This is a genomic window from Candidatus Pantoea edessiphila (assembly GCF_002933315.1).
Lineage (GTDB): Bacteria > Pseudomonadota > Gammaproteobacteria > Enterobacterales > Enterobacteriaceae > Pantoea_C.
The window spans coordinates 346,351-366,864 of the sequence record NZ_PDKT01000001.1; the positions used below are offsets into that span (position 1 = coordinate 346,351).

Consider the following 20,514-nt stretch of genomic DNA (forward strand, 5'->3'; position numbering starts at 1 on the left):
TAACTATACTAAATTTTATATAGTCTAATAAAAAATAATTAATTATAAAGAAATTAAAATATTTTTATAATTAATTATTTACTAATAAATTATTAGAATAAAAATTATTTTAACAAAACACAGTTAGTTAAACAAATTCAATATTAAATATTTAAAAATTATTTTGTATACCACTTAAGAAATAGTTTCATTAAAATAATAATATAGATATATAATGCAAAGTATTTATCTTATTTTAATTAAATTGCGTAGTTATTAACTGAATTTATTTTTAAATAACAAAGATAATTAATTTTTATTGTTTTAATTTGTAATAAACAAGTATTATGAAAAGAGTTATTTTTTAAAGTCGAAATAAAATATTTTTAGAGAAACATTTAAAATATTTTATTATATTTATCCTTAAAAACTACTATATTAACTTTTATTAAAAACAATGCAAAAACATTCATTACCTGATCATAAATGTGATGTCTTGATTATAGGAAGCGGTATATCTGGTCTATCTTTAGCATTACGGTTGCCAAACTACTATAAAATCATTCTTGTAACTAAATCAAAAATACATGAAAGCGCAACCTTATATGCTCAAGGAGGAATAGCTGCAGTATTTGATAAACAAGATAATCTTGATTCTCATATTAAAGATACTCTAATTGCTGGAACTGGTTTATGTGATTATGATGTAGTATCATTCATTGTAAACAATGCGAAAACATGTGTGAATTGGTTAATTAATAATGGTGTTAATTTTGATATTGATTCAATAAATAATGGGAAAATAAATTATCACCTTCATAAAGAAGGTGGACATAGTTATAGACGCATCTTACATAGTGCTGACTGCACGGGACTGCAAATTGAAAATACTTTAGTAAATAAAGTACTAAAACACAAAAATATTAATATTATTGAATATATGATTGGAATAGATTTAATAATTTCAGATAAAATTGATTTACCAATTCCAAGGCGTGTGGTAGGAGCTTGGTTGTGGAATTGCAACAAAAGAAAAATTGAAACTTGTTGTGCTAAAACAGTTATTTTAGCAACAGGAGGCGCATCAAGAGTATATAAATATACTACTAATCCTAATGTATCATCAGGAGATGGTATTGCTATGGCTTGGCGTGCTGGTTGTCGTGTAGCCAATCTAGAATTTAATCAATTTCATCCTACTTGTTTTTTTCATCCTGATGGTCATAATTTTTTATTAACAGAAGCTTTACGTGGTGAAGGTGCTGTGTTAATACGTCCTGATAAATATCGTTTTATGTTGGATATTGATAAACGTGCTGAGTTAGCACCAAGAGATATTGTATCAAGAGCTATTGCACGTGAAATAAAAAATAATAACATAGAATGCGTATACTTAGATATTACTCATAAATCAAAACAATTTATTTTTGATCATTTTCCAATTATTTATAGCAAATTATTAGAGTTTGGATTTGATTTAACAAAAGATATAATTCCTATAGTACCAGCTGCACATTATACTTGCGGAGGAGTTATGGTTGACAAGTTAGGTAGAACTGATACTAATTGTCTCTACGCAATTGGTGAAGTAAGCTATACTGGTCTTCATGGTGCAAATCGCATGGCGTCAAATTCTTTGTTGGAATGTTTAGTTTATAGTTGGTCTTTATCAAAACATCTAATTGATGTATTACCTAATATTAGAATAATAGATTTATTACCATCTTTTAATGCAGTAATAGATCAAAAAAAATACAATTTGAGCGAATTAAATCTAACAGAAGATTTAAATAAAATTAGAAATTTTATGTCGAATTGTGTTGGTATAGAACGTACTACTAAATCTCTTAAATTTGCAAAATATAATATAAATTTATTAAAAAATAAGATAGATAAATATTATAATAATTTTTATTTATCTGATAAATTATTAGACATTAGAAATTTAGTACAAATAGCAGAATTAATAATATATTCTGCTATAAAAAGAAAAGAGAGTAGAGGCTTACATTATATTTATGAATATCCTAATTTATTACCTAAAGCAGTGCCAACAATTTTAGTACCAAATACTTGTAATAAGTAATGAAACTTAAATCCAATATTTTGTTTAAAAAAAATTATTTTTAAACTCTTTAATAATCTTTTTTAACAAATTAAAAGATGTTTCACTCTATTAAATTAGGTATTTTAAATATGAATAATATGCTAAAATGGCGTCATGTATTATCAGAAGAAAAAAAGAAATCCTATTTTGTTAATACATTAAGATTAATTAATAATAGACGTGCTGCTGGCATAACAATTTATCCATCACAAGAGAATGTGTTTAATGCTTTTCGTCTTACTGAACTAAAAGATATTAAAGTTGTTATCTTAGGACAAGACCCTTATTGTAGACCAAATCAAGCACATGGATTAGCTTTTTCTGTATTACCTGGTACTAAAATACCGCCTTCTTTAAGAAATATTTATAAAGAACTATTGCAAGATATTTCCGATTTTAAACAACCAAATCATGGTTTTCTTGAAAGTTGGGCTGAACAAGGTATAATGTTGTTAAACACTATACTGACAGTAGAAGAAGGAAAAGTACATTCTCATGCACAATTTGGTTGGGAAATATTCACTAACAAGGTAATTGATGTTATTAATTATAATTGTAACGGAATAATTTTTTTACTTTGGGGTATTCACGCACAAAATAAAGGTAATATTATAGATCTGCAGCGTCATTATGTATTGCGAGCACCTCATCCTTCTCCAAGATCTGCGCATCTAGGTTTTTTTGGATGCAAACATTTTTCAAAGACTAATAAATTGCTAATTAAACAAAGCAAAACTCCTATAATGTGGACACCAATAATTAAATGTATAAAATAACAGCATTTATCACAACCGATTTTAATCCGGTTGTGATAAGATAATTATAATAAAAATTATTCTTTTGTTTTTGTTACTACAACAATTGCAGGACGTAATAATCGACCGTTTAATATATAACCCCGTTGCATTATTGAAAAAACATGATTAGAAGGCATAGTATTTGATTCTGTAACAGAAATTGCTTGATGTATGGTAGGATCAAATAGTACATTCACTTTATCTATTACTTGTACTCCAAATTTACCCATTGCATTCATTAATGATTTCAATGTTAATTCAATACCCTGCACCATAGATATTGGCAAACCTTTTTCTTGACTAGCAACCTCTAATGCACGTTCAAGATTATCAATTACAGGTAATAATTCAACACTGAATTTTTCTATTGCGAATTTATGATTTTTCTCTATATCTATTTTAGTACGACGGAGAATATTTTCAATTTTTGCTTGATTACGTAATTTTAAATCAAGTATATTAGTTTGATATTGCAATAATTTTTCTTCAAGTATTAAAATGTGTTCATTTAATTTTAATACAACTGATTGTGTTTGATCAACTGATTGTGTTTGATCAACTGATTGTGTTTGATCAACTGATTGTGTTTGATCAACTGATTGTGTTTGATCAACTGATTGTGTTTGATCAACTGATTGTGTTTGCTCAACTGATTGTGTTTGCTCAACTGATTGTGTTTGCTCAACTGATTGTGTTTGCTCAACTGATTGTGTTTGCTCAAACATTGCATCATCTTTATGATTTAATGGAGTATTATTATTTATATTTTGTTCTTTATTATTCATTTTTTTTCCATATTTTATAAATTATATTTTAATAGTTAGCTTATTATAGAGATCGATTTACTTGTTTCAATATGAAACAATAATATTGTTTGTATTTTAGGTTGTTGAGGATTATATAACATATGAAAAAATACTTTAATTATATCGGTATTTTAGGTTATATAGATTCTCCTGGCATAATTTCTACTTATAAAATGCTTTGGGGATGGTTAACTAAAAAAGGCTATCATGTATTAATAGAAAATAAAATAGCTCAAAAAATAGCATTAAATGAATTGAAAACTGATATTACTTTAAGGGATATTGGTCAAAATGCAGATTTAGCTATTGTGGTTGGAGGTGACGGTAATATGCTAGGAGCAGCTCGTGTTCTATCAAAATATGATATTAAAGTTATAGGAATTAATAAAGGTAATCTCGGATTTTTAACTGACCTTGAGCCAAATAATTCTCAATTTCAATTGAATGAGGTATTAAAAGGAAATTATCTTATAGAAGATCGCTTTTTATTGGAAGCTAAAATTATTAACAAAAATTATTATAAAAATATTGGTCTTGCTATGAATGAAATAGTATTACATTCAGGCATAATTGCACATATGATTGAATTTGAAGTTTATATCGATGATATTTTTGCTTTTTCGCAAAGATCAGATGGATTAATTATATCCACACCTACTGGATCAACCGCGTATTCTCTATCTGCTGGTGGTCCTATTTTAACACCTTGTCTAGAAGCAATTGCCTTAATACCAATGTTTCCACATACTTTATCTATGAGACCATTAGTTATTAATAGCAATAGTATAATTAAATTACGCTGTCACCCTCTTCACAAAAAAATCAAGATCAGCTTTGATAGTCAAATTGTAATTCCTATCGAAGAAGAATCGGATATATTAGTTAGTCGTAGTAAAAATAAACTTAGTCTAATTCATCCTAATAACTACTGCTATTTCAATACATTAAATTCTAAATTAAATTGGGCTAAAAAACTTTTCTAGTGTATTTATGTATGAAAAAATATAATTTTATAGTTTGCAAAACAAATAACAAAATTTATTAATTTTTTTATTTTCTATAAAAACAAATTTTCTTTAAAAAAAGATTTAATTGTAATTTTTTATTTGCAAATAACTTATTTTGGACATAATACATAAAAAAATAAATTACTACATTTTAGTAAACTAGATTTGCTATAATATTTTGTATGATTTTCTTTATTATCTATTATTCTTATTGATAATTAAATATATCTATTTATATAAGTATATTTATTATATAAGTATATTTACTTAAATAATTGAGTTTTATAAATTCATTTACAATAAAATTTTTTCATATTTATCTGTTATATAGTAGATTATTCACTATTTTAATTAAAAAATTTGAACTTTGATAAAAAGGTAATTTATATATGAATCAAAAAAAATATTTTTTCTTTGTATTATTTATAATATTTTTTATAATTTCAGGTTGTTCAGGATATAACATAAAAAAAATTATCTATGATCCAGAAATAAATCAAGGTAATTGCTTCATGATAGATAATATTGATAAAATAAGTAAGGGTATGACACAACAACAAGTTATTAAAATACTTGGCACGCCTTTGATAAAATCATCTTTTAGTAGTGATATTTGGTATTATGTATCTATTCAAAAATTAGGATATGGTAAATCCAAACATCAAACTTTGATACTAGGTTTTAACAATAAAGGTATATTAACTTATATTAGAAATATCAAGGATTTTAAATAAGCGAAATTTTATTTTTCATTTATTATTTTCTATTTTTTACATGCTTCTTTATTAATTGACGACGTAATTCTATGGGATTTAAAGGTAACGAACGATAAATTTCTATTCTATCACCTTCTTTGACTATATGTTCTAAATCAATTAACTTTCCATAAATACCAATTTTATTGTCGTTAAGGTTTATTTCATTATGTAGTTCTAATATTCCTGATATTTCAATGAGTTCTTTAACTGTACTATGATTATTGAATTCAAAATAAAAATGATAATATTTTTGAGCAACAGCATAAACTAACTCTACATACATCTTAGACACTAGAGAACCTCTTAAAATAATTTTTTATACGCTATTATGAAATAAACATTAAATCTTAAAAAATTCACTTTTAATGTATCATAAATAATATAAGTAATAAAATTTATTATTTTTATATTAATAGATTGAGTCTTTTATGACAAATAAAAAAGTATATATAACCTAAATTACAATATCAAACTATAGAAAATTATAAATAATGAAAAAAAAATTAAATAAGCTTGATTCTAATATTATTACTAAAAATAAAGCTGCTTACTATGAATATTATATTGATAATGAATTTGAAGCTGGTTTAGTGCTATATGGATGGGAAGTAAAATCACTAAGAGCTGGAAAAATTAATATAAGTGATAGTTATATTTTAATACATAATGAAGAAGCATATCTATCAGGATCTATGTTTCAACCTTTAGCATATGTTTCTAATAATAATATTATTAATCCTAAAAGAGATCGCAAATTATTATTAACTAGATCTGAAATTAATTTCTTAAATTACAACAAAAAACAAAAAGGTTATACTATTATTGCGTTAATGATGTATTGGAAAAAAGCTTGGTGTAAATTGAAAATTGGTATTGCACGTGGCAAAAAACAATATAATAAACGTGATACTATTAAAGATCGAGAATGGAAAATTAATAAAGAAAGAATTCTAAAAAATTCCAAATTATGAAATACTAGATTATTGATGATATTTTTGCTAGTATTGCAAAAAAGATAGTTAGGGGCTGATTCTGGATTTGACGAAATTTTCGAAATCTAAGGTGCATGTCGAGGTGCGGTAGGCCTCGTTAATAAACCGCAAAAAAAATAGTAGCAAACGATAAAAAATACGCTTTAGCAGCCTAATAAGCTGTAGAGGCCCTTTCTACCTAATTTTTCTCTTGAAATAGGAAAAAGAAAGGTCAACTAGAGAGATCGCACTATTAAGCTTGCCTAAGAGGTTAAAAGTGTTAAATTTCATTTAGGATAATTTGATAGAAGCGTGTCTAACCGCGTTTATTAAATAACAAAAAGATAGACTAAACATGTAGTACTCAAGACGTAGGACTTTCGGACGCGGGTTCAAATCCCGCCAGCTCCACCAAAAAATAGAGCTAAGGTAAGACTATAACATTTAAAGTTATTGATTGCTTGTAGCAAAAGCAATGATAATTTATTCAATCAATTATAGTATACATTCTACTTTGAAAAACCTATCGACTTTAATATGCAACATCCAATTGAATTATGTCATATATTAATAACATAATTAAATGTAATGATTTTATGTAATTTATACGTAAGGAATTATTAAAGTTACATAAAATAATTAAAATATTATTGAGTTATTTAAATTAGAATCTCCTTTATTCACAGGGTCGTCTAAACTTAGTTTATTATATTATTAATTAAAAAAGGGGGAATAGAGCAAAAATGTTCAATCAAACCAAAGAATATAATAATATTAATATGAATCAGAATATAAAAGAAATGATAAATTCACTTAGAAGTTTATTAAAATCCTATGGAAATGAATCAAAGGATGAAATAATTAAAGCTCGCAATTACGCAGAAAAAATTTTAAAAAAAAATAGAAATAAACCAATTAATAATGATATGTATCAAGAGACGAAAAATATAATTAATCAAATTGATACATATATACATGAAAAACCATGGTATGGTGTTAGCATAGGTACCACATTAGGACTTATGTTAAGTATATTATTATTTTCAAGACGTTAACTTATAATATTTTAGAAAATTTTACAAGGCCTCGCAGATGCGGGGCTTTTTATAACAAATATTAATTGACATTTTAACAAAAAATTTATATCCAAAAAAATCATATAATACCTATTTGTTTACTAATGCAATTTATTAACAAATTTAAAATTATATACATAATAATCTTGACCTTTAAAAATACAATATTTAATATTTGTTCCAAAAATATATGACTTACTATTTCAGACAAGGATAAAATATTGAAATTTGAAAATAAAAAAGAGAAAAATCAATTATGAGTATTATTGTGTATTTTAAAAGTAATTGTATTCAATGTGAAGCAACAAAAAATGCCATGAATAGAAAAGGGATAGAATACAAATTAATTAATATTGATATCCAACCAGAAGCCATTGAAAATTTGAAATCACTTGGGTATTATCAAATGCCTGTAGTGATAACTAATAATGATCACTGGAGTGGTTTTCGTCCAGATAAAATTGCTGATTTATGTCAACTAACTGATGTTAGAGGATAATAAGATGTTACCACTGGTTTATTTTTCCAGCCACTCAGAAAATACATATAGATTTATCATGTGTTTAAACTTACCGGCTGATAGAATACCTTTAGATATTAAACAAAAATTAAAGATAAAAAGACCTTATATTCTATTAGTACCAAGCTATGGTGGTGGTGGTAGTAAAGGTGCTGTTCCTAAACAAGTAATACAATTTCTTAATGATAAATCTAATAGAAATGGTATTCGTGGAGTGATAGCTGCTGGTAATCGTAATTTTGGGAAAGGCTATTGTATAGCTGGAGATATCATTGCTAGAAAATGCCACGTTCCTTATCTCTATAGATTTGAGTTAATGGGTACCCCTAGCGATATTGCTAATGTAAAAGCAGGAGTAACACAATTTTGGTAACAACTGATAATTTCAGTAATATAAAATTAGATTATCATGCACTAAATGCTATGTTAAATCTATACGATAAAGATGGTTTAATTCAATTTGATAAGGACCATGAAGCAATCCGTCAATTTTTTATTCAACACGTTAATCCTAATACTATAAATTTTAGTTCAGTATCAGAAAGATTAAATTATCTAATTCAAGAAGGTTATTATGAAACTGAGATATTAAATCAATATACTTTTGAGTTCTTATGCAATTTTCATAATAAAGCAGACAATTGGGGATTTAAATTTAAAACTTTCCTTGGTGCATGGAAATATTATACTAGCTATACATTAAAAACATTTGATGGTAAATATTACCTTGAAACTTTTGAACAAAGAACTTGTATGGTAGCATTAACTTTAGCTAAGGGTAACAAATTATTAGCAAATAATATATTAGAAGAAATACTAAGTGGTCGTTTTCAACCTGCTACTCCGACATTTCTTAATTGTGGAAAAAAACAACGAGGTGAATTAGTTTCTTGTTTTCTAATAAGGATTGAAGATAACATGGAGTCTATCGGTCGTGCAGTAAATTCAGCTTTACAGCTATCTAAACGAGGAGGAGGAGTATCCTTTTTATTATCCAATTTACGTGAATTTGGTGCACCAATTAAGCGCATTAAGAATCAATCTTCTGGAGTTATTCCTTTAATGAAAATATTAGAAGATGCTTTTTCCTATGCTAATCAATTAGGAGCTCGTCAAGGTGCAGGTGCAGTTTGGTTACATGCACATCATCCTGATATTTTTCGTTTTTTAGACACTAAACGTGAAAATGCTGATGAAAAAATTCGTATTAAAACTTTATCATTAGGAGTAGTAATACCTGATATAACATTTAAATTAGCAAAAGATAATAAAAAAATGGCTTTATTCTCACCTTATGATATAAAAAAATTTTACGGCTGTGCTTTTAGTGATATTAGCATTAGTGAAAAGTATGATGAAATGGTTGCAGATAATCGCATTAATAAAACTTATATACAATCTAGAGATTTTTTTCAAACTCTAGCAGAAATTCAATTCGAATCAGGATATCCTTATATTATGTACGAAGATACAGTAAATTGTAGCAATCCAATTTCTGGAAGAATAAATATGAGTAATTTATGCTCAGAAATATTGCAAATAAATACTCCTAGTAAGTTTAACAGCGATTTAAGTTATTATCATATTGGTAAAGATATATCTTGTAATTTAGGTTCATTAAATATTGCATATACAATGGATTCAAAAGATTTAGAACATACTGTTGATATAGCAATACGTGCATTAACTGCTGTTTCTATGATAAGTGAAATAAATTCTGTACCATCAGTTGAAAAAGGAAATAGGAAATCACATGCGATTGGATTAGGACAAATGAATTTACACGGTTATTTAGCACGTGAAGGTATTCAATATGGTTCTCCTGAAGCCTTAGATTTTACAAATATATATTTTTATTGTATTACTTATTATGTTTTACTTACATCAAATCGTTTAGCTAAAGAACTTAATCAATCATTTGATGGATTCTCCGAATCTCGATATGCAAATGGTATGTACTTTGATAAGTATTTGCAACGTAAATGGTATCCTTATACTCAACATGTAATTAAAATCTTTGCAAAATCAAACATTAAGTTGCCTACTTGTAATGATTGGTTTTCGTTGCGTGAGGAAGTTATGAAATATGGTTTATATAATCAAAATCTTCAAGCGATACCGCCTACAGGATCAATATCTTATATTAATCATGCAACTTCAAGTATTCATCCGATTGTCTCACGTATTGAAATTCGTAAAGAAGGTAAAACCGGAAGAGTGTATTATCCAGCACCATTTATGAATAATAATAATTTAAAATTATATCAGGATGCATATCAAATAGGTTACAAAGCAATCATTGATACATATGCTGAAGCTACACAGCATATTGATCAAGGTTTATCATTAACACTATTTTTTCGTGATGACATAACAACTCGAGATATCAATAAAGCACAAATTTATGCCTGGAAAAAAGGTATAAAAACACTTTATTATATTCGAATTCGACAAACAGCTATTCAAGGTACAGAAGTTAAAGGCTGTATCTCATGTACATTATAATGAAATTATGCAATTAAAAAAAATTCAAGCAGTTAATTGGAATCGAATTCAAGATGAAAAAGATCTTGAGGTATGGAATCGCCTCACCAGTAACTTTTGGATACCAGAAAAAATACCTTTGTCTAATGATTTTCCTACCTGGCAAACTTTAGATAAAAATCAACAACAATTAACTACTCGTGTCTTTACTGGATTAACATTATTAGACACCGTTCAAAATGTAATAGGTGCACCAGGTTTAATTAATGATGCATTAACATCGCATGAAAAATCTGTGTTATCAAATATAAGCTTTATGGAAGCTGTACATGCACGATCTTATAGCTCAATATTTTCTACATTATGTAATACTCAAGACGTAGATAGTGCTTATTTATGGAGTGATAAAAATAAACCATTACAAAAAAAAGTAAATATGATTCTTGAATATTACCAATCAGATGATTCATTAAAAAAGAAAATAGCAAGTGTATTTCTTGAATCTTTTTTGTTTTATTCCGGGTTTTGGTTGCCAATGTATTGGTCAAGTCGTGGTAAGTTAACAAATACAGCTGACTTGATACGTTTAATTATGAGAGATGAGGCTGTCCATGGCTACTATATAGGATATAAATACCAAAAATCACTAGTAAATGTTAACGAAAATCGCCGTAAAGAATTAAAAAACTTTTGTTATAGTTATCTGTTGGCTCTATATGAAAATGAAGTAATTTATACCAATGAACTATATAATGATATAGGTTGGGCAGAAGAAGTAATAGTTTTTCTTAATTATAATGCTAATAAGGCTTTAATGAATTTAGGTTACGAAGCCCTTTTCCCAGCAGAATTAACTATGGTTAATCCAGTAATTTTATCTGCTCTTTCACCTAATTCCAATGAAAATCATGATTTTTTTTCTGGTTCCGGTTCATCTTACATGGTAGGTAAATCAGTAGATACTGAGGATGAAGATTGGAATTTTTAATTTATTAGATATCTCTCACATATTAGCTGCATTTAACATGTTAATTGAATGTTGAAATGCTAATATTCTTGATTTTTTATCAAAAATTAATTTTTAAAAATCCAAAATTAATATTTAATATCAAAATAAAACATTAATATAAAATTTGTTACCACTAATGCCAATTGATCATAGTAAATAGAAATAAAAATACAATTAGACATTAGATAATTGATGCATATTAAAATAAATAGTAATTATCTTTTTATAATTTTCTTTAAAAATTACAACAGTAATGTTTACAAGTAAGATTATTTGTATATAAGATATCATGTTATTATAATATTGAATACATTTTAACTATATATGAAAAACTATATAAATTTTGAATTTATAAAATATTAAAAATTTATATAGATAATTTATTGATACTATAACATTTGTAATTTAGCATAAAATATATCATTAGTGATTGATTAATACCAATTATTCTAAATTGAAGTACGTTATAAATTATTATAATTTCAATAATAATTATTATCCTTCTGATTGTAATATATTAACAACTAATAAAATATTCTATATTCAAAAAATATCATTCTATGATAAAACCATAAAGGCAAAAAAACACATATGCAAAAAAATAATTCTATTAGATATGTTTTAATTAGTGTTTTTGATAAAACTGGTATAATTAATTTTGCTAAAGAACTACATAATCGAAATATTAAAATACTTGCTACAAGTGGTACTGCAATTTTATTAATGCGTTCAGGAATACCAATTATAGAAGTATCCAAATATACTGGATTTCCAGAAATGATAAATGGTCGTGTTAAAACATTACATTCAAAAATATATGCTGGCATTTTATATCGTCGTGGTAAAGATGATAATCTTATTCAAGATAATGATATATTTCCAATAGATATGGTAGTAGCTAATTTTTATCCATTTATGAAAACTATTACTCGTGATAATTGTTGCATAGAAGAAGCAATAGAAAATATAGATATTGGAGGTCCAACAATGGTATGTTCTGCAGCAAAAAATTATAAATTTGTATCTGTTGTTGTTAAAAATACCGATTATGATTTAATTATAGATGAATTAGATATTAACAATAATTCATTAACTTTAGATACTCGTTTAAAATTAGCTAGTAAGGCTTTTAAATATTTAAATATTTATAGTAATATTATTTCTGATTATTTTAATAATTTAAGAGGTGATTTATATAATAATGAACAAAATAACCATATAACGGATGAAAATATTCTTCCAGAAATAATAAATATTAAATTAATCAAAAAGAAGAATATGCTTTATGGGGAAAATAATCATCAATCTGCTGCTTTTTATATACAAGAAAATAAAAATAACAAATGTATGTCAAATTTATTAAAAATTCAAGGAAAAAAACTTTCATATAATAATATCATTGATATTAATACAGCTATAGAATGCTTAAAAGAATTTAATCAACCTGCATGTGTAATAATTAAACACGCAAATCCATGTGGAGTTGCGATCAATCATTCAATTGATGACGCTTATAAGCGTGCTTATAATACTGATCCTGTTTCAGCATTTGGTGGTGTTGTAGCTTTAAATTGTATATTGAATAAATCAACTATTGAATTGATTATTAATAATCAATTTTTAGAAGTTTTAATAGCTCCATCAATTACTGAAATTGCACTAAAAATTATTAATAAAAAGAAAAAAATTAGATTAGTGACATATAATCAACATGATCAAATATTTCCACAAATAGATTTTAAAAGTGTTATTGGTGGATTTTTAATTCAACAACATAATCTTACCACTATAGAAAATGATAAAATTAGTGTAGTCACTAATACTCAACCAAATGAGCAACAAATGAACGATGCAATATTTTGTTGGAAAGTATCTAAATTTGTTAAATCTAATGCAATTGTTTGTGCTATAAACGGTGCTACAATTGGCATTGGTGCAGGTCAGATGAGCCGTATAGATGCAGTAAAAATTGCTGCTATTAAAGCAAATAATGCAAAATTACAAATAAAAAATTGTGTTATGGCATCTGATGCTTTTTTTCCATTTCGTGATAATATTGATATTGCTGCTGAAATGGGTATAAGTTGTATTATTCAACCTGGTGGCTCTATCCGTGATAAAGAAATTATTAAAGCCGCTAATGAACATAATATCTCGATGATCTTTACTAAGATAAGACATTTTCGTCATTAATTAATATATAGAAATAAAAAATATGAAAATTTTAATTGTTGGTAATGGTGGACGTGAACATGCATTAGCATGGAAAGCATCTCAATCAGCATTAGTTGATATTATATTTATTGCTCCAGGAAATGCTGGTACTATTTTAGAACCTCGTGTACATAATGTAAAAATTAATTATACTGATATATCAGCATTGAAAAGTTTTGCCAAGAAAGAAAAAATAGATTTAACAATTGTCGGTCCTGAATTACCAATTACCATGGGTATTGTAGATGAATTCCATGAATTAGGATTCAATATATTTGCTCCAACCAAATCTGCTTCTCAAATAGAAAGTTCTAAGGTTTTCACTAAAAAATTTTTATCTCGTTACAATATTCCCACTCCCAAGTATGAATATTTTACGGATATAAATATTGCTTTATCTTATCTTGATAAAATAAGTTTGCCTATTGTTATTAAAGCTGATGGTTTAGCATCTGGTAAAGGTGTAATTATTGCACAAAACAAAAAAGAAGCAAAAAATATAATTCAAAATATGCTTTCAGGAAATTTATTTGGAAATGCAGGTAAACGAATTATAATTGAAGAGTTTTTATATGGTAAAGAGGTAAGTTTTATTGTAATGGTTGATGGTAAAAATATATTACCTATGGCTACTAGTCAAGATTACAAACGTATTAGCGATAATAATATAGGTTTAAATACGGGAGGTATGGGCTCTCATTCACCGGCTATAATAAATAACGATGTATATCAAAATATAATGGATCATATTATATATCCTACCGTATTTGGTATGTCATTAGATGGTAATCCATATACTGGTTTTTTATATGCTGGATTAATTATTGACGAATTAGGAAAACCAACAGTAATAGAATTTAATTGTCGTTTAGGAGACCCAGAAACTCAATCAATTATGATGCGTTTACAATCTGATATTGTAGATATTTGCATGGCGGGATGTAAAGGTATATTAGATCAAAAACAAATTAATTGGGATCCACGATACGCATTAAGTTTAGTATTAGCTACAAAAGGATATCCTAATAATTATATCAATAATCAAATAATTTATGGTTTACCTAAAAAAAATTTTACTAATAGTAAAATTTTTCATTCAGGGACAAGTTTAAATGGCAATCAATTAATTACTAATGGAGGACGTGTTTTATGCATAACAGCTATTAACCAAAATGCCACTGTTGCTCGAAAACAGGTATATAAAATAGCTAAATCTATCTATTGGAATAATATTTACTATCGTACAGACATTGGTTATAGTTAGTTATCATAACTATTAAATCAAGAACTAATTTTTAATAAAATTTAATGCCATATACGTGATAGATGATGTACCGCATCGATAAATACACCTGCATTTTCTGGTGAGGTATCTTGATGTATACCATGACCAAGATTAAAAATATGACCACTACCTTTACCAAAACTTTTTAAAATTTTATATACCTCTTTTATGATACGCTTAGGGGAAGAATAAAGTACTGAAGGATCCATATTACCTTGAATTGCAACTTTATTACCAATACGACGACGTGCATCACCAATATTAATAGTCCAATCAATACCTAAACCATCAAAACCAATATTAGCCATAGCTTCTAACCATTGGTTACCACCTTTAGTAAACAATACAATTGGTACATAACTTTTTTTGTTTTTACGTAATACGTTTTCAATTATTTTTTGTAAATAATATAAAGAAAATTCACGATAAGCAGACCAAGTTAGTATACCACCCCAAGTATCAAATATAATTAAAGATTGTACACCAGCATGAATTTGCGCATTTAGATATAAAATGATATTATCTGTCAGTCTATCAAGCATTTTATGTAAAATTAATGGGTCAGAATACATCATTTTTTTTATTTTATTAAAAACTTTACTACCACCACCTTCTACCATATATGCTGCTAAAGTCCATGGACTTCCAGAAAAACCAATTAATGGAACTTCTCCTTTAAGATTTTTATGAATCATACGTATTGTATTCATTACATAACTTAATTCTTTTTCAGGATCATATATAGGTAATCTTTTGATATCGTTTTGACAACTAATAGGATACAAAAAACGAGGACCATGCTGTTTATCAAAATAAAGACCTAAACCCATTGCATCAGGTACTATCAAAATATCACTAAAAATTATTGCAGCATCTAAATTATAACGACGTAAAGGTTGTAATGTAATTTCACAAGCTATATCAACATTTTTACATATTGATAAAAAACTATTAAATTTAGAGCGTATCTTCTTATATTCCGGTAAATATCGACCAGCTTGTCTCATCATCCAAACGGGTGTAACATCTACTGGTTGACGCATCATAGCACGTAAATAACGATCATTTTTTAAATTGCACATAATTAATTTTATACTAAATATTAAAAAAACCTAATATCATTACCAAAATATTGGTAATGATATTCATTTTACAATGATGAAAAAACAATTATTCATTCATCATTACAAGTATTTAAACCAGCGTTTAGAAGTTCTGCTAAATTAGCGGAAGCTTTGTCAGCGGTAAGTTGTAAATTAGATAAATTTTCTTTATTAGCTAATCTATGACGTATGCGATCTTTATGATATGAATATCCTGTACCTGCAGGGATTAGTCTACCAACTATAACATTTTCTTTCAATCCTCTAAGTGAATCGTATTTACCTGCTACTGATGCTTCAGTTAGAACACGTGTGGTTTCCTGAAATGATGCTGCAGAAATAAATGATTCAGTTGCTAATGAAGCTTTAGTAACACCAAGCAATTCTCTTACATATACTGTAGGATTTTTTCCTTTTGCTTTTAATATACGATTAGAAATTCTAATTCGAGAAAACTCTACTTGCTCACCTTCTAAAAATTCTGGATTATCAGTGCTTATAATAGTTGCTTTACGTAACATTTGACGAACTATAACTTCAATATGTTTATCATTTATTTTAACGCCTTGTAATCGATATACCTCCTGTACTTCATTAGTAATATAACGTGTTACTGCATGAACACCACGTAAACGCAAAATATCGTGTGGAGATTCAGGACCATCAGAAATTACATCACCTATTTCAACACGTTCACCTTCAAATACATTTAATTGTCGCCATTTTGGAATCATTTCTTCATATATTTCATCTCCATTGATTGGAGTAATCATTAATCGTCTTTTACCTTTTGTTTCCTTACCAAAAGAAACAATACCGCTAATTTCTGCTAATATAGCAGGTTCTTTGGGACGACGAGCTTCAAATAAATCAGCAACTCGCGGTAAACCTCCAGTTATATCCTTAGTTCCTCCAGATTCTTGAGGAACACGAGCCAATATATCTCCTGTACTAATTTTTGCACCATCTTCTAATTGCACTATTGCTTTTCCTGGTAAAAAATATTGTGCCGGAATATCAGTACCTAATATAAAAATATCCTGTCCTTTTTCATCAACAATCTTAAGAGCAGGACGTAAATCTTTACCACCAGTAGTTCTTTCTGCATTGTCTAAAACTACTAGAGAAGATAAACCTGTTAAATCATCTGTTTGTCTAGTAATAGTTTGACCTTCTATTATATCAATAAAACGGATAAAACCACTTATTTCAGTAATAACTGGCATTGTATGAGGATCCCAATTTGCTACTATTTCTCCTGAAGCAACTAATTCACCATCATCTTTTTCTATTATTGATCCATAAGGTATTTTATAACGTTCTTTAGTTCTATTAAACTTATCAACTATTTTTAATTCAACATTACGTGATATTACTATTGCTTTACCTAGAGAATTAAATACAATTTTGGCATTTATTAATTGTATATTACCTTTATTCTTAACTCTGATACTTGATTCAGTAGCCGCACGTGATGCAGCACCTCCAATATGAAATGTGCGCATTGTGAGCTGTGTACCAGGTTCTCCAATTGATTGTGCTGCGATGACACCAATTGCTTCACCTTTATTAACAAGATGACCCCTTGCTAAATCACGACCATAACAATTAGCGCATACTCCAAAATCAGTTTCACAACACACTACTGAGCGTACTTTTATAGTATCTATGGAATGTGCTTCTAAAACATCACACCAATATTCATCAAGCAAAGTGTTTCTTGAGATTAATACTTTAGAACTTCCAGGTTTAAATATATCTTCTAAAATTACTCTACCTAATACACGTTCACGTAATGGATCTTTAACATCTCCTCCTTCTATAACTGGAGTCATTGTTATTCCTTCATAAGTACCGCAATCATCTTCTGTAATTACCAAATCTTGTGCAACATCTACCAAACGACGAGTTAAATAACCTGAATTCGCAGTTTTTAAAGCTGTATCAGCTAAACCTTTACGTGCACCATGAGTCGAAATAAAATATTGAAGAACATTTAAACCTTCACGAAAATTTGCAGTTATAGGAGTTTCAATAATTGATCCATCTGGTTTTGCCATGAGACCACGCATTCCTGCTAACTGACGAATTTGAGCTGCGGATCCACGAGCACCTGAATCAGCCATCATAAATATATTATTGAAAGATAATTGTTTTTTTTCTTTACCATTATTGATAATTACGGATTCGGTAGAAAGATTTTTCATCATTGCTTTAGCAACTCTTTCATTAGCAGCAGCCCATATGTCAATAACTTTATTATATCTTTCTCCTACCGTAACCAAACCAGATTGAAATTGTTCTTGAATTTCAGCTACTTCCAGTTCTGCTTCAGATATAATCTCTAATTTTTTTTCAGGAATCACCATATCATCAATACCTACTGAAACACCTGAGCGAGCTGCATACGCAAAACCAGAGTACATAATTTGATCAGCAAACGTAACAGTAGCTTTCAAACCTAAAATACGATAACAAGTATTTAACATTTTAGATATAGTTTTTTTCCCTAAAATTTGATTAACAATAGAGAAAGGTAAACCCTTGGGTACAATCATCCAAAGAATTGCACGACCAATAGTAGTATCTACAATATTAGTATTACAAACAAATTCATCAAATTCATTTTTATAAAATTCATTAATGCGAACTTTAACGCGTGCGTGTAATTCAGCGTGTCCAGTTCGGTATAATCTCTCTGCTTCTTTTGGCCCAGTTAACATCATACCTTCTCCTTTAGCATTAACTTTATCGCGAGTCATGTAATATAATCCTAAAACGACATCTTGGGAAGGCACGATAATTGGTTCACCATTTGCAGGAGATAAAATATTATTAGTTGACATCATTAATGCACGTGCTTCTAATTGAGCTTCTAATGTTAATGGTACATGTACAGCCATTTGGTCACCATCAAAGTCGGCATTATATGCAGCACAGACTAAAGGATGCAATTGAATTGCTTTTCCTTCAACAAGGATAGGTTCAAATGCTTGAATACCCAGACGATGTAATGTAGGTGCACGGTTTAATAAAACTGGGTGTTCACGAATAACATCATCAAGAATGTCCCAAACAACTGCATCTTCTCTTTCAACCATTTTTTTTGCGGCTTTTATTGTAGTAGCTAGCCCTTTAATTTCTAACTTACCATAAATAAATGGTTTAAATAATTCTAATGCCATCTTTTTTGGTAATCCACATTGATGTAAACGGAGATATGGACCAACTGTAATTACAGATCTTCCAGAATAATCAACACGTTTACCTAATAAATTTTGACGAAATCTACCTTGTTTTCCTTTAATCATATCAGCTAATGATTTTAATGGACGTTTATTGGAACCAGTAATAGCACGACCTCTTCTACCATTATCTAATAATGCATCTACTGCTTCTTGCAACATTCTTTTTTCATTTCTAACAATTATATCTGGAGCAGAAAGATCCAATAATCTTTTTAATCTATTATTACGATTAATAACACGACGATAAAGATCGTTTAAATCTGATGTTGCAAATCTTCCTCCATCTAAAGGTACTAAGGGACGTAAATCTGGTGGTAGTACTGGTAATACGCTTAAAATCATCCATTCAGGTTTATTGCCAGATTGAATAAAAGATTCTAATAATTTAATTCTTTTAGTTATTTTTTTTCTTTTAGTTTCAGAATTGGTCTCGTTTAATTCATCACGTAATTGTTCACATTCTTGTTCCAATTCCATATTTTTTAATAAATATTGAATTGCTTCTGCACCCATTTTTGCATCGAATTCATCACCAAATTCTTCTAATACGTCAAGATATTGTTCTTCAGTTAACATTTGTCTTTTTTCAAGACTTGTCATACCACCTTCAACTACGACATAAGACTCGAAATACAGCACTCTTTCTATATCACGTAGAGGCATATCTAACAATAATCCAATACGTGATGGTAGGGATTTTAAAAACCAAATATGCGCTGTTGGTGATGCTAATTCTATGTGTCCCATACGTTCACGACGAACTTTAGTTTGAGTGACTTCTACACCACACTTTTCACAAATTACACCTCGGTGCTTTAACCTTTTATATTTACCACATAAACATTCATAATCTTTTACAGGTCCAAAAATACGAGCACAAAAAAGACCATCACGTTCTGGTTTAAAAGTGCGGTAGTTAATAGTTTCTGGTTTTTTTACTTCACCAAAAGACCAGGAACGTATCATATCTGGCGCAGCTAAAGAAATTTTGATGGTATCAAATTCTTCTTTTTTATTTTGTGTTTTTAGGAACTTAAGTAAATCTTTCACGGATTAATTCTCATTGGGGGAAGGTAAGATTTAAGAGTGTTTAAATACTCCATCATCAATATAAATTAAACTCAATAAAACTTTTAATCTGTATTTCTTA

At 28.0% G+C, this 20,514-nt stretch carries 16 protein-coding genes and 1 other RNA gene; 13 read left to right on the forward strand and 4 right to left on the reverse strand.

Translation table 11 applies throughout. The features are described 5' to 3' along the window. Positions 1–436 precede the first annotated feature (436 nt). Positions 437–2,065: an L-aspartate oxidase gene (nadB, locus tag CRV12_RS01575; RefSeq protein WP_136130887.1), complete on the forward strand. Its 1,629-nt coding sequence runs from the start codon at positions 437–439 to the stop codon at positions 2,063–2,065. Between the two features lie 110 nt (positions 2,066–2,175). Continuing rightward, positions 2,176–2,862, forward strand: coding sequence for a uracil-DNA glycosylase (gene ung / locus CRV12_RS01580; RefSeq protein WP_136130888.1), 687 nt, complete (start codon positions 2,176–2,178; stop codon positions 2,860–2,862). Positions 2,863–2,918: 56 nt separating this feature from the next. Here ung and grpE read toward each other — a convergent pair whose 3' ends face one another. Then, on the reverse strand, positions 2,919–3,668 hold the full coding sequence (gene grpE / locus CRV12_RS01585; RefSeq protein ID WP_241973756.1) for a nucleotide exchange factor GrpE: 750 nt from the start codon (positions 3,666–3,668) through the stop codon (positions 2,919–2,921). Between the two features lie 122 nt (positions 3,669–3,790). Here grpE and nadK point away from each other — a divergent pair, with 122 nt between their 5' ends. Continuing rightward, the gene (nadK, locus tag CRV12_RS01590; protein WP_136130889.1) at positions 3,791–4,672 is read left to right on the forward strand and encodes an NAD(+) kinase; all 882 of its coding nucleotides are present in this window, start codon (positions 3,791–3,793) and stop codon (positions 4,670–4,672) included. A gap of 413 nt (positions 4,673–5,085) precedes the next feature. After that, positions 5,086–5,430, forward strand: a complete 345-nt coding sequence (gene bamE / locus CRV12_RS01595; RefSeq protein ID WP_136130890.1) for an outer membrane protein assembly factor BamE — start codon at positions 5,086–5,088, stop codon at positions 5,428–5,430. Positions 5,431–5,452: 22 nt separating this feature from the next. Here bamE and CRV12_RS01600 read toward each other — a convergent pair whose 3' ends face one another. Further along, positions 5,453–5,737 (reverse strand): RnfH family protein, encoded by a 285-nt coding sequence (locus CRV12_RS01600; protein WP_241973762.1) that lies wholly within the window; start codon positions 5,735–5,737, stop codon positions 5,453–5,455. A 205-nt stretch (positions 5,738–5,942) separates the two neighbouring features. Here CRV12_RS01600 and smpB point away from each other — a divergent pair, with 205 nt between their 5' ends. The 9 genes from smpB to purD all read left to right on the forward strand — a co-directional run bounded on the left by smpB (position 5,943) and on the right by purD (position 14,992). Then, complete coding sequence (gene smpB, locus CRV12_RS01605) at positions 5,943–6,425, forward strand: SsrA-binding protein SmpB (protein ID WP_136130892.1); 483 nt, start codon at positions 5,943–5,945, stop codon at positions 6,423–6,425. A 51-nt stretch (positions 6,426–6,476) separates the two neighbouring features. Beyond that, positions 6,477–6,839: a transfer-messenger RNA gene (gene ssrA / locus CRV12_RS01610) on the forward strand. A gap of 329 nt (positions 6,840–7,168) precedes the next feature. Next, positions 7,169–7,480 (forward strand): ElaB/YgaM/YqjD family protein, encoded by a 312-nt coding sequence (locus tag CRV12_RS01615; protein WP_136130893.1) that lies wholly within the window; start codon positions 7,169–7,171, stop codon positions 7,478–7,480. Between the two features lie 277 nt (positions 7,481–7,757). Then, positions 7,758–8,000: a glutaredoxin-like protein NrdH gene (gene nrdH, locus CRV12_RS01620; protein ID WP_136130894.1), complete on the forward strand. Its 243-nt coding sequence runs from the start codon at positions 7,758–7,760 to the stop codon at positions 7,998–8,000. A gap of 4 nt (positions 8,001–8,004) precedes the next feature. Next, positions 8,005–8,394, forward strand: coding sequence for a class Ib ribonucleoside-diphosphate reductase assembly flavoprotein NrdI (gene nrdI, locus CRV12_RS01625; RefSeq protein WP_136130895.1), 390 nt, complete (start codon positions 8,005–8,007; stop codon positions 8,392–8,394). Beyond that, complete coding sequence (gene nrdE / locus CRV12_RS01630) at positions 8,388–10,526, forward strand: class 1b ribonucleoside-diphosphate reductase subunit alpha (RefSeq protein ID WP_136130896.1); 2,139 nt, start codon at positions 8,388–8,390, stop codon at positions 10,524–10,526. The genes nrdI and nrdE overlap by 7 nt, the downstream gene beginning before the upstream one ends. 7 nt (positions 10,527–10,533) lie before the next feature. Continuing rightward, positions 10,534–11,493 carry a class 1b ribonucleoside-diphosphate reductase subunit beta gene (gene nrdF / locus CRV12_RS01635; RefSeq protein ID WP_241973757.1) on the forward strand — a complete coding sequence of 320 codons (960 nt, stop codon included), beginning with the start codon at positions 10,534–10,536 and terminating at the stop codon, positions 11,491–11,493. Positions 11,494–12,105: 612 nt separating this feature from the next. After that, entirely contained in the window at positions 12,106–13,707 is a 1,602-nt protein-coding gene (gene purH, locus CRV12_RS01640; RefSeq protein WP_136130898.1) for a bifunctional phosphoribosylaminoimidazolecarboxamide formyltransferase/IMP cyclohydrolase, read from the forward strand. A 22-nt stretch (positions 13,708–13,729) separates the two neighbouring features. Further along, positions 13,730–14,992 (forward strand): phosphoribosylamine--glycine ligase, encoded by a 1,263-nt coding sequence (purD, locus tag CRV12_RS01645; RefSeq protein WP_136130899.1) that lies wholly within the window; start codon positions 13,730–13,732, stop codon positions 14,990–14,992. Positions 14,993–15,033: 41 nt separating this feature from the next. Here purD and hemE read toward each other — a convergent pair whose 3' ends face one another. Both hemE and rpoC read right to left on the reverse strand, forming a co-directional pair. Continuing rightward, positions 15,034–16,095: a uroporphyrinogen decarboxylase gene (gene hemE, locus CRV12_RS01650; protein ID WP_136130900.1), complete on the reverse strand. Its 1,062-nt coding sequence runs from the start codon at positions 16,093–16,095 to the stop codon at positions 15,034–15,036. 92 nt (positions 16,096–16,187) lie between these two features. After that, positions 16,188–20,414: a DNA-directed RNA polymerase subunit beta' gene (rpoC, locus tag CRV12_RS01655; RefSeq protein ID WP_136130901.1), complete on the reverse strand. Its 4,227-nt coding sequence runs from the start codon at positions 20,412–20,414 to the stop codon at positions 16,188–16,190. Between the last annotated feature and the right edge of the window lie 100 nt (positions 20,415–20,514).

Bases quoted from the DNA above. Each gene is read 5' to 3' on its own strand.
- nadB (WP_136130887.1), top strand. From the start codon at position 437: ATGCAAAAACATTCATTACCTGATCATAAATGTGATGTCTTGATTATA.
- ung (WP_136130888.1), top strand. From the start codon at position 2,176: ATGAATAATATGCTAAAATGGCGTCATGTATTATCAGAAGAAAAAAAG.
- grpE (WP_241973756.1), bottom strand. From the start codon at position 3,668: ATGAATAATAAAGAACAAAATATAAATAATAATACTCCATTAAATCAT.
- nadK (WP_136130889.1), top strand. From the start codon at position 3,791: ATGAAAAAATACTTTAATTATATCGGTATTTTAGGTTATATAGATTCT.
- bamE (WP_136130890.1), top strand. From the start codon at position 5,086: ATGAATCAAAAAAAATATTTTTTCTTTGTATTATTTATAATATTTTTT.
- CRV12_RS01600 (WP_241973762.1), bottom strand. From the start codon at position 5,737: ATGTATGTAGAGTTAGTTTATGCTGTTGCTCAAAAATATTATCATTTT.
- CRV12_RS01615 (WP_136130893.1), top strand. From the start codon at position 7,169: ATGTTCAATCAAACCAAAGAATATAATAATATTAATATGAATCAGAAT.
- nrdH (WP_136130894.1), top strand. From the start codon at position 7,758: ATGAGTATTATTGTGTATTTTAAAAGTAATTGTATTCAATGTGAAGCA.
- nrdI (WP_136130895.1), top strand. From the start codon at position 8,005: ATGTTACCACTGGTTTATTTTTCCAGCCACTCAGAAAATACATATAGA.
- nrdF (WP_241973757.1), top strand. From the start codon at position 10,534: ATGCAATTAAAAAAAATTCAAGCAGTTAATTGGAATCGAATTCAAGAT.
- purH (WP_136130898.1), top strand. From the start codon at position 12,106: ATGCAAAAAAATAATTCTATTAGATATGTTTTAATTAGTGTTTTTGAT.
- purD (WP_136130899.1), top strand. From the start codon at position 13,730: ATGAAAATTTTAATTGTTGGTAATGGTGGACGTGAACATGCATTAGCA.
- hemE (WP_136130900.1), bottom strand. From the start codon at position 16,095: ATGTGCAATTTAAAAAATGATCGTTATTTACGTGCTATGATGCGTCAA.